This window comes from Streptomyces sp. B21-105 (assembly GCF_036898465.1).
Taxonomy (GTDB): Bacteria; Actinomycetota; Actinomycetes; order Streptomycetales; family Streptomycetaceae; genus Streptomyces.
In genome coordinates, this window is the sequence record NZ_JARUMJ010000001.1 from 5788941 (window position 1) to 5799900 (window position 10960).

A 10960-nucleotide genomic window follows, 5' to 3' on the forward strand; every position below is an offset into this window, starting at 1 on the left:
GCTACGACCTGCGGTCCCGAGACCGCGAAGCATCGACCGAGGAAACCACGACGTGGGGGACGACGCGGAGCTGACAGCCGCGGTGCTCGCGGCACAGCACGGGGACGAGACCGCGTTTCGGACCGTGTACCGCACGGTGCACCCGCGGCTGCTGGGATACGTGCGCACACTGGTCGGAGATCCCGACGCCGAGGACGTGGCGTCCGAGGCCTGGCTGCAGATCGCCCGGGACCTCGAGCGGTTCGCCGGCGACGCGGACCGCTTCCGCGGCTGGGCCGCCCGGATCGCCCGCAACCGCGCCCTGGACCACCTGCGGATGCGCGGACGACGTCCGGCGACGTCCGGCGACGAGACCGAGCTGGCCGGCCGGGCCGCCCAGTCCGACACCGCGGGCGAGGCCATCGAGGCGCTGGCCACCGGCCGTGCCCTCGGCCTCATAGCCCGGCTGCCGCAGGACCAGGCCGAGGCCGTCGTCCTGCGGGTGGTCATGGGCCTCGACGCCAAGACGGCCGCCGACACGCTCGGCAAGCGGCCCGGCGCGGTGCGCACGGCCGCCCATCGAGGCCTGAAGAAGCTCGCCGAACTGCTCGGCGACGACCCGGAGACGGCCGGCGTGCTCGACGCGCTGCCGCCCCAGCGGGGACCGCGTTCCCGCGCGGTGCCGTCCGCCGGTGTGACGCATGTGCGCACGCGGACGCAGAGGGACATGTGATGGCCGACAAGCACGACAGGTGGCTCGACCGAGAGGCGTCAGAGCGTCTGCTGCGCGGTGAGTCACCCGACAACGCTGTCGCCGACGCGGCCCGCGACGAGGCCGAACGGCTCGCCAGAACGCTCGGCGCGCTCGCGGCGTCGGCCGCCGCTCCGCCGCCCGCCGACGAGGAGCTGCCCGGTGAGGCGGCGGCCCTCGCCGCGTTCCGCAAGGTCCACGCCGACCGCCATGACCTCGCGGCCCGCGCGGGTCACGCGGGCGCGGCGGCCCTCTCAGGCGCCGCGGGCCGTGCGGGCCGTGCCGGGGCCCCGGGCACTCCCGAGCCTGCGGGCGCTCCCGAGCCTGCGGGCGATGGCGACGCGGGACTGGTCCGCATCGGCGGACGGGGCGAGCAGAGCGGGCGCCGTGCGCGCCGGGGGCGGCCCGTGCGGCTGGGGCTGGCCGCCGCGCTGGCCGTCGGGATGATCAGCGGGGTGTCGGTGGCGACCGCGGCCGGATATCTGCCGACGCCGTTCGACGATCAGTTGCCCGGGCCGCCCGCGGCGTCCGTCTCCGCCTCCGCGTCCTCCGACGGCCGTCCGCTCGGCTCGCCCGCCCCGACCGCGCCGACCGTCACGCCCGGCGACGGCGGAGGGTCGGCGCCCGAGCCCGGCGCGAGCGCCGCCGACCGGGGCGCGGCCGGGAAGGGCGACGCGGGCGACGACGCCTCCGGCGCCCCGGAAGCCCGCGGCGCCCGGCCGTCCGGCGTGACCTCCTCCTGCCGTGAACTCGTCGCCGGCAAGACCCTGGACCGGGAGCGCCGCCGGCGCCTGGAGAAGCTGGCGGGCGGCGCACAGCGCGTCCAGGCGTACTGCGCGGCCTTCCTCGACGGCGCCCGCGCCGGAAGCGGCTCGGCGGGCCGGGACACCGGAAAAGGGCAGTCGGGCCGCGGCAGCGGAAGCGGTGGCGGCGACGCGGCCGGACAGCAGGGCGCCGACGACAAGGGCGGCCGCGGCGGCTCCGACGACGACGATGACCCGGGTCGAGAGGGCCACGGACGCGGTCGCGGACACGGCCGGGGGCACGGCCACGGGCACGTCGAGGGCCAGGACCGGACGCAGGGGCAGGGGCAGGGCCGTGGTTCCGGCGGCGGTCCTGGACACCACGGCTGACCTGCGGTTTCAAGGTCGTGGAAAAAACCTACTCGGCGGGTGTGACGTTTTTCGTGGCCGGTACGCAGTAACGAGTGAGCCGACTGGTCATCGGCCCCTGCACAGAGCCGGGGGTTCCCCCCGTACCTTCGGCTCGTGCGCTCGGCGCGGGCGGGACACGTTCCCCCGGTCCCGCTCGCGCCCCATACACCTCTCCCTCGCCTCGCCCCCGGTCCGGATGACGAGTCGCGGACCGCCCGGCACACTGACGAGTACTCAGTCGACAGACCAGGGGCGGTTGCCGCGACCGCCCGGCGGGAGGCCTGCACCCATGGCGCGTGAGTCGGAGTCCGGACTGCCCATCGAGCCGGTGTACGGCCCGCAGGACCTGGCGGGCTGGGACCCTGCCGAGCAGCTGGGCGAGCCGGGCGCGTACCCCTTCACCAGGGGCGTCTACCCGTCGATGTACACGGGCCGACCCTGGACGATGCGCCAGTACGCGGGGTTCGGCACCGCGGTCGAGTCCAACGCCCGCTACCGGCAGCTGATCGCCCACGGCACCACGGGCCTGTCCGTCGCCTTCGACCTGCCCACCCAGATGGGCCACGACTCCGACGCCCCCATCGCGCACGGCGAGGTCGGCAAGGTCGGCGTGGCGATCGACTCGGTCGAGGACATGCGGGTGCTGTTCGACGGGATCCCGCTGGACCAGGTGTCGACGTCCATGACGATCAACGCCCCCGCCGCGCTGCTGCTGCTGATGTACCAGCTGGTCGGCGAGGAGCAGGGCGTCCCGGCCGACCGGCTCACCGGCACGATCCAGAACGACGTGCTGAAGGAGTACATCGCACGCGGGACGTACATCTTCCCGCCGAAGCCCTCGCTCCGTCTGATCGCCGACATCTTCAGGTACTGCCGGGCCGAGATCCCGAGGTGGAACACCATCTCCATCTCCGGCTACCACATGGCGGAGGCGGGCGCGTCGCCGGCGCAGGAGATCGCCTTCACGCTGGCCGACGGCATCGAGTACGTCCGCACGGCGGTCGCCGCGGGCATGGACGTGGACGACTTCGCACCCCGGCTGTCGTTCTTCTTCGTGGCCCGCACGACGCTCCTCGAGGAGGTCGCGAAGTTCCGCGCCGCCCGCCGGATCTGGGCGCGGGTGATGAAGGAGGAGTTCGGCGCGAAGAACCCCAAGTCGCTGATGCTGCGCTTCCACACGCAGACCGCCGGCGTCCAGCTGACGGCCCAGCAGCCCGAGGTGAACCTGGTCCGGGTCGCCGTCCAGGGCCTGGCGGCGGTGCTCGGCGGCACCCAGTCGCTGCACACCAACTCCTTCGACGAGGCCATCGCACTGCCGACCGACAAGAGCGCGCGGCTCGCCCTGCGCACCCAGCAGGTCCTGGCCCACGAGACGGACGTGACGGCCACCGTCGACCCCTTCGCGGGCTCGTACGTCGTGGAGCGGATGACCGACGACCTGGAGGAGGCGATCGTGGGCCTCATGCGCCGGGTCGAGGACCTCGGCGGCGCGGTGTCGGCCATCGAGCACGGCTTCCAGAAGAACGAGATCGAGCGGTCCGCCTACCGGATCGCGCAGCAGACCGACTCCGGCGAGCGGGTCGTCGTCGGCGTCAACCGCTTCCGGCTCGACGCGGAGGAGCCGTACGAGCCGCTGCGCGTCGACCCGGCCATCGAGGCGCAGCAGGCGGAGCGCCTGGCCCGGCTCCGCGCGGAGCGCGATCCGGCGGCCGTGGACGCCGCCCTCGACGCCCTGAGGAAGGCCGCGCAGGGCGAGGACAACGTCCTGTACCCGATGAAGGACGCGCTACGGGCCCGGGCGACAGTGGGCGAGGTGTGCAACGCGCTGCGCGAGGTCTGGGGGACGTACGTGCCGTCGGACGCGTTCTGAACGGGGTGATTCCAGCGAGGTACGGGATCCGGTAACCGAAAGCCCGGCAGCCGGCTCGCCGGGCCATGGGTGGGCACCGTATGTCGAACCCCGAGTTCAACCGCTCCTGGATCCAGGACCGGCACGGCCGGGTGCTCCTGCGTGACGCAGCGCACGTTCTCCCGGGTCGACTCGAGCGAGGCGCCTCGGTGAGCCGCTCGGGCAGGTTGAGCTGGGAGGAGGCCCGCGGCGGCAGGACGGCTCCCTTCCGCACGATCGGCGGCCTGACCCGCCCTGCTGCGCAGGGCGGAACGGGTCGTTCCGGGAGACCCTTTCTCCCGCTATGTCCAACTGCTGCTGACCATCACCCGGGCCCGTGACCTGGTGGTGGTCGACGACGGCACGGCGACCGCTCGCTCTTGAAGACCCGTCACGTCACCCGCTACTTCGCCCACCGCCGTGACCGCGTGGGGAAGCTCCACCGCCTGGCGGTGGAAACGGGCCTGGAAGCGGCCCGCCCGGAACTCCCCTGGAGCTGATCGCCCACCTGGGCACGTGACGGACACCGCCCGGGACGTACACCGGTTGGCGGCGGTGACGGCGGACTGACGCGTCGAGAGGCCCGGTCGCCGCCGAGAGTGCCAGGAATTTCCCCAGGCGTACCTGTTCATTCTGATCACATTCGAATCAAGATCGGAATTCTCTTTGATCGGATGGTTCCCTCACTGATAGACATTCAGTTCTGGCTGTCGTCCGCCGCGTCGGAGCGGTGACACCGTCGGGGGGGCTTACGTAGGTCTGGTCCTGGGCTGGTCGTGCCCGGACCCCTTGACTCTTCACGCTTTCGCCGTGCCCGCACACCGCACGGTCACGCCCTTCCGTGGTCTCACCTGCCCGCACCCGCACCCGGGCGACAGGGATCGCGAGAAAAGGGAGTGTGCATGGGCCGTACCGCCCGTGAGAAGGCATTCAGATGGGCCGCGGCGACCGTCGCCGCACTGGCCGTGACTGCCACCGTAGCGCCGGTGTCGTACGCGGACACGACAGGTGAGCCGGGCCCGCGGCGGGTCGGCTCGGCGCCGAAGGTCCCGCAGGGCGCCGACCGTTCGGCGGACCCGGCGCCGGGGCAGACGCTCGACCTGAGCGTCATCCTGGAGCCGCGCGACCAGGCTGCGCTGAACCGTTTCGTCGCCGACGTCGCCAACCCCAAGTCCCCGAACTACCGTCAGTACCTCGGTACGGGCGAGTTCGCGACCGCGTTCGGCGCGCTGCCGCGGACCGTGGAGCGGGTCCGCGCCGAGCTCGAGGCGAAGGGCCTCACGGTCGGCGAACCGGAGGCCGACGGCCTCACGCTGCCGGTGCGCGCCACGGTCGCCGAGGCGGCGAAGGCCTTCGCGACGGAGTTCGACGGCTACAAGCTGAAGAACGGCAAAACCGGTGTCACCAACACCCGCGCGCCGCAGTTCGGCGGTACGACCGCGGGCGACATCCGCGCGGTCGTCGGCCTGAACACGCTGGCGACGTACGAGCCGAGGAACACCGGCGCCAAGGGCCCGGCCCGCAAGCAGCGGACCACGGATCCGAGCGATGGCGCCCGCCAGTCCCGTCTGACGGGGACCACCCCGACGATGTGCTCGTCCATCAGGGACCTGTACGCCCAGCCCCCTGCCGCGTACGACAAGCAGGACTACTGGAGCGCCAGGTCCCTGGCGACCGCGTACAACATGGCGGACCAGCCCAACGTGCAGACCGGCACCACCGTCGCCGTCTACTCGCTGGAGAACTACGACCTGCGCGACATCGCGAGCTACCAGGCTTGCCACGGCACGAAGGCCCCGGTCAGCTCGGTGCGGGTCAACGGCGGTCCGACGGATCCGGCGGACCTCGACACCGGCGTGGGTCTGGAGACCGCGCTGGACGTCGAGACCATCATCGGTCTCGCCCCGCAGGCCAAGATCCTCGTCTACCAAGGCCCGAACACCTGGGAGGACGGGGTCGACGTCTTCCGCAGGATCGTCACGGAGAACCGGGCCAAGGTCGTCTCCGTCAGCTGGGGCAGCTGTGAGGTGAACACGCCGACCGACGTGATGGACGCCGAGACCCTGGCGTTCCAGCAGGCCGCCGCCCAGGGCCAGACCATCGTCGCCGCCTCCGGCGACAGCGGCTCCACCGGCTGCTACAGCGACGACTACAACGACCCCAACGCCGACCAGCTGGTCACCGACAACCCGGCGAGCTCGCCGTACGTCCTCGGCGTCGGCGGCACCACCATGCAGACCTCGGTCTCCAACCAGACCACGTGGACCGGCTCCGGCGGCGGCGTCTCCCGCCGCTTCCCGCTGGCCGCCGACGGCTTCCAGAGCGGCAGGACCGGTGCCGGCTACAGCGACGCCTGCGTCGCCGGCGCGAGCCAGGTCTGCCGTCAGGTCCCGGACGTCTCCGGCGTCGGCGACCCGGCCACCGGCTACCCCGTCGCCTTCGGCCACGACACCGACGGCAACCAGTACTGGCACATCATCGGCGGCACCAGCGGCGCCGCCCCGGTGTGGGCCGCGCTCATGGCGCAGGCCGACCAGGACCTCGCCTGCCAGGCCAACGGCTCCGTGGGCGATGTCCACTCCGCGCTGTACAAGCTCCCGGCCACCGCGTTCCGTGACGTCACCACCGGCGACAACAACGTGCTGGAATCCGGCAACTTCAGCGGTTTGTACCAGGCCGGCACCGGCTATGACCTCGCGACCGGCCTCGGTACCCCGAACGGCCGCGAGATCGTCAAGGGCCTGTGCCAGTCCGTCCCGCGCTCCCCGGCCGGCACCTTCAACGCGCTGACCCCGGCTCGCATCCTCGACACCCGCTACGGCATAGGCCGCACCGGCACCTCCCCGGTCGCCGCGAACGCCACGGTCAAGCTGAAGGTGACGGGCGTCGGCGGCGTCCCGGCCACCGGTGTCACCGCGGTCGTCGTGAACGTCACGGCCGCATCGCCCACCGCGACCGGTCACCTCATCGCGTACCCGAGCGGCACCACCCGCCCGTCCTCGTCCAACATGAACTGGCTGAAGGGCCAGATCGTCCCGAACCTGGTGACCGTCCCGGTCGGCAAGGACGGCTCGATCGACCTCTTCAACGCCGGCAGCGGCACCGTGCACTTCATCGCGGACGTCTCCGGCTACTACTCCACCGAGGCCGGCGGCAGCACCTACCTGCCCAAGGGACCGGCCCGGGTCCTCGACACCCGCAACGCCATCGGCGTCCCCGGCAAGACCCCGGTCGCCGGCCAGGGCACCGTGTCCCTGAAGGTCGCGGGCGTCGGCGGGGTGCCCGCCACGGGCGCCACCGCCGTGGTCCTCAACGTCACGGCCACCGGGGCGACCTCGACGGGCCACCTGATCGCGTACCCGAACGGCGCCACCCGCCCGACCGCGTCGAACATCAACTGGCTCACGGGCCAGACGCGCCCGAACATGGTGGTCCTGCCCATCGGCGCCGACGGCAAGGTGAACCTGTACAACGCCGGCCTCGGCACCGTGCACTTCATCGCGGACGTCTTCGGCTACTTCACGCCCACTACGGAGGGCTCGTCCTTCCACACCGCGGGCCCGAGCCGGCTGCTCGACACCCGGTACGCCCTCGGCACGTCCCGCACCACGCCGGTGTCCGGCGGCTCCACCCTGGTGCTGAACATCAACGACGGCCACACCCTGGCGAACGCCAAGGCCGTGGTCCTCAACGTCACCGTAACGGCCCCGACGACCAACGGCTTCCTGACCGTCTGGCCGGATGGGACCACCCTGCCGAACGCGTCCAACCTCAACTGGACCACCGGCCAGACCGTGGCCAACCTGGTGACCGTGCCCGTCGTCAACGGAAAGATCGACTTCCGTCCGAACGCCGGCGGCGTGCACGTGATCGCCGACCTGTTCGGGTACTACCTGTAGTCCCCCCGCGAGTGGTCCGCCGCGCGCGGGACGCATGACACGGGCCCTGCCCCCACCGCTTCGGTTCGCGGTGGGGGCAGGGCCCCTCCCGCTCCCGGCGCTCGCGTCACCCGGCTGACCGTCCCACGGCCACCGGCAGCCGGCCGCCGGCCCGTGCGGCCTCACGGGGCTCATGAGACCCATGAGGCCGCACGATCCAAATCATGCCGATCACGAGGGCCCGCCGTGCCGGGCACCAAGCAGACCGGGATTCTCGAGGAATCCGGGGACGTCCTCCTGCCACAGCCGCATGCCCACCGTGGTCCGCTCGCCGGTGCCGTCAGGGGACACGAGGCCCGCAGCGCCGCCGACCGTCGCACAGCGTTACCGAAACGACACGTGGCGATGGCGGTTCCGGGAACCGGCCGCAGGTCGCTCGGGCCCCTCTGGCCCCATCCGGTTCCGGTGAGTGGACAGCTCCGGCGCCCCGCGGCGGGCCATGGTATGCGTGGAGGAACAGGAAAAGGGTGGGTCCCATGATTGACTCGGTCGGAAGAGCGGGCTATTTTACCCACCCTCGTCGACAGCCATGCGCCGCGCGGTCAACTGATCTCCCCTAACGGGCTGATTTTTTGTTGATCCTGGTGGGTTGACCACCCCGGCGTCCTACCCTTCAGAGGGTGAAGCAACTGATGTCCCGAGAGTCCGAGGCCGATCCCTCAGGGGAAGCAGCGCTCCCCGGCGCCCTCCCCGGCGTCCTTCCGGGCGTTCTGCCGGAGGCGCTGCGCGCCGAGCTCGTGGCCTTCCGCCGCGACCTGCACATGCACCCTGAGCTGGGCAACCAGGAGTTCCGCACGACGGCCGCGATCAAGGCCCGCCTCGAGAAGGCTGGCCTCAGGCCGCGCGTACTGGCCGTCGGCACCGGCCTCATCTGCGACATCGGGCCCGTGGGGGCCGAGGGTGCGGCGGTGGACGGCGTCCCCGTCCTCGCGATGCGCGCCGACATCGACGCGCTGCCCATCCCGGACACGAAGACCGAGTGCGCCTACCGGTCCACCGTCCCCGACCGCGCGCACGCCTGCGGCCACGACGTGCACACCACCGTCGTCCTCGGCGCCGGTCTCGTCCTGGCGGAGCTGCACCGGCAGGGCCGGCTCCCGCGGCGGGTGCGGCTGATCTTCCAGCCCGCGGAGGAGGTGCTGCCCGGCGGCGCCGCCGACGCCATCGCCGACGGCGCGCTGGACGGGGTGGGCCGGATCATCGCCGTGCACTGCGATCCCCGGGTCGACGCGGGCAAGGTCGGTCTGCGCGAGGGCGCCATCACCTCCGCCTGCGACCGGCTGGAGATCTCCCTGGACGGTCCCGGCGGCCACACCGCACGCCCGCACCTGACCACCGACCTCGTCACCGCGGCCGCCCGGGTCGTCACCGACGTGCCCGCGCTGGTCGGCCGCCGGGTCGACACGCGCGCCGGGCTGGCCGTCACCTGGGGCCGCATCGAGAGCGGCCACGCCCCGAACGTGATCCCGCAGCACGCCGAGCTCTCCGGGACCGTCCGCTGCCTGGACATCGACGCGTGGCGGCAGGCGCCGGACATCGTGGTCGCGGCGATCGACGAGGTGGCCAACCTGCACCGGGCCAAGTCGGAGATCAACTACGTGCGGGGCGTCCCGCCCGTCGTCAACGACGGCGACGTCACCGCCCTGCTGCGGGACGCCATGGTGGCCCGGCGTGGCGAGTCGGCAGTGGAGGGCACCGAGCAGAGCCTCGGCGGCGAGGACTTCTCCTGGTACCTGGAGCGGGTCCCCGGCTCGATGGCCCGCCTCGGCGTGCGCCCGCCCGGCGAGCGCACCGTGCGCGATCTGCACCAGGGCGACTTCGACGCCGACGAGTCGGCGATCACCGTCGGCGTGGAACTCTTCACGGCGGCAGCGCTGCTGGACGCGGCCGACAGGTGAGCGGAGGGCGGAACGGCCCGAAGGGGGTCGTTCCGCCGTTCGGCGCAACCCTGTTGTAAGCCATTCGTCCTCGGTTCGAAATCATCGGCGCGAAGCCGCAAGGGACCGAGTTCAGACGGCGTTCGCCTCGAATCGATAACGGCGTCGCGAGGGGTGTTTTTCTGACATCTACGCGCGTTACGATGCCGCGAAGCCAACGCCGATCGGGGCGTTCAGGCCCGAGCACTGGCATGGTGCTCACATCAAGCGCCGACGAGGCGCTCAGGTCAGGTGAAGGAGCCTTCCCGTGCGCCGGGTAGCCAAGCTTTCCGCTGCGTGTATCGCCACCGCAGCTCTCGCACTGACTGCCACTGCATGTGGCAGCACCTCCTCCGAGAACGACAGCAGCAGCTCGTCCTCCGCCTCCGCCGGCGGCGGCTCGGGCGTCAAGATCGGTCTCGCCTTCGACGTCGGCGGCCGTGGTGACCGTTCCTTCAACGACTCCGCCGCGCGCGGCGCCGACAAGGCCAAGGCCGAGTTCGGCGGCTCCCTCAAGGAGCTGACCGCCAAGACCACCGACACCGAGGCCGACCGCGAGCAGCGCCTGACCGACCTGGCGGACGCCGGCTACAACCCCATCGTCGGCGTCGGCTTCTCCTACGCCGCCTCGATGACCAAGGTCGCCGCGAAGTACCCGAAGGTCAGCTTCGGCATCGTCGACTCGGTGGTGGACGCCAAGAACGTCGACAGCATCACCTTCACCGAGGAGCAGGGCTCCTACCTGGCCGGTGTCGCCGCGGCGCTGAAGACCAAGAAGGACCACGTCGGCTTCATCGGCGGCGTCGACGTCCCGCTGATCAAGAAGTTCGAGGCGGGCTTCACGCAGGGCGTGCACGACACCAAGCCGACCATCAAGGTCGACAGCCAGTACCTGAGCCACGGCTCGGACTTCTCCGGTTTCGCCAGCCCCGACAAGGGCAAGGCCGCCGCGTCGGGCATGCTCGACAACGGCGCCGACGTCATCTACACCGCGGCCGGCTCCTCCGGCAACGGCGCGATCGAGGCCGTCAACGGCGTCAAGGGCGCCTGGGCCATCGGCGTGGACTCCGACCAGTACAACATCCCGGGTCTGGCCAAGTACAAGGCCTCCATCCTGACCTCGATGGTCAAGAACGTCGACGTCGGCGTCTACGACTTCGTCAAGTCCGTCCACGACGGCAAGCCGCTGACGGGCGTCAACAACTACTCGCTCGCCAAGAACGGCGTCTCGCTCGCCACCAGCGGTGGCTTCATCGACGACATCAAGACCCAGCTGGACGCGGCGAAGCAGAAGATCGTCGACGGCTCCATCAAGGTCAAGACCACTCCGTGAC

The 10960-nt window shown here is 71.6% G+C and carries 6 protein-coding genes and 1 pseudogene; all 7 read left to right on the forward strand.

The genetic code is table 11. The features are described 5' to 3' along the window. Positions 1–52: 52 nt before the first annotated feature. The 7 genes and pseudogenes from QA802_RS26245 (at position 53) to QA802_RS26275 (ending at position 10959) form a co-directional block, all read left to right on the forward strand. Positions 53–712, forward strand: a complete 660-nt coding sequence (locus QA802_RS26245) for an RNA polymerase sigma factor (protein WP_334527333.1) — start codon at positions 53–55, stop codon at positions 710–712. Beyond that, positions 712–1863: a hypothetical protein gene (locus QA802_RS26250; protein ID WP_334527336.1), complete on the forward strand. Its 1152-nt coding sequence runs from the start codon at positions 712–714 to the stop codon at positions 1861–1863. Before QA802_RS26245 ends, QA802_RS26250 begins: the two co-directional genes overlap by 1 nt. Positions 1864–2173: 310 nt before the next feature. Beyond that, a complete protein-coding gene (locus QA802_RS26255; protein ID WP_334527339.1) occupies positions 2174–3754 on the forward strand; it encodes an acyl-CoA mutase large subunit family protein in 1581 nt (526 codons plus the stop codon). 80 nt (positions 3755–3834) lie between these two features. Continuing rightward, positions 3835–4144 (forward strand): annotated as a pseudogene (locus QA802_RS26260) (hypothetical protein); the annotation flags it as partial. 530 nt (positions 4145–4674) lie between these two features. After that, a complete protein-coding gene (locus QA802_RS26265; protein WP_334527342.1) occupies positions 4675–7671 on the forward strand; it encodes a S53 family peptidase in 2997 nt (998 codons plus the stop codon). 671 nt (positions 7672–8342) lie between these two features. Beyond that, complete coding sequence (locus tag QA802_RS26270) at positions 8343–9608, forward strand: amidohydrolase (RefSeq protein WP_334534895.1); 1266 nt, start codon at positions 8343–8345, stop codon at positions 9606–9608. Between the two features lie 286 nt (positions 9609–9894). Further along, positions 9895–10959 carry a BMP family lipoprotein gene (locus QA802_RS26275; protein WP_334527345.1) on the forward strand — a complete coding sequence of 355 codons (1065 nt, stop codon included), beginning with the start codon at positions 9895–9897 and terminating at the stop codon, positions 10957–10959. The last annotated feature ends 1 nt before the right edge of the window (position 10960 follow it).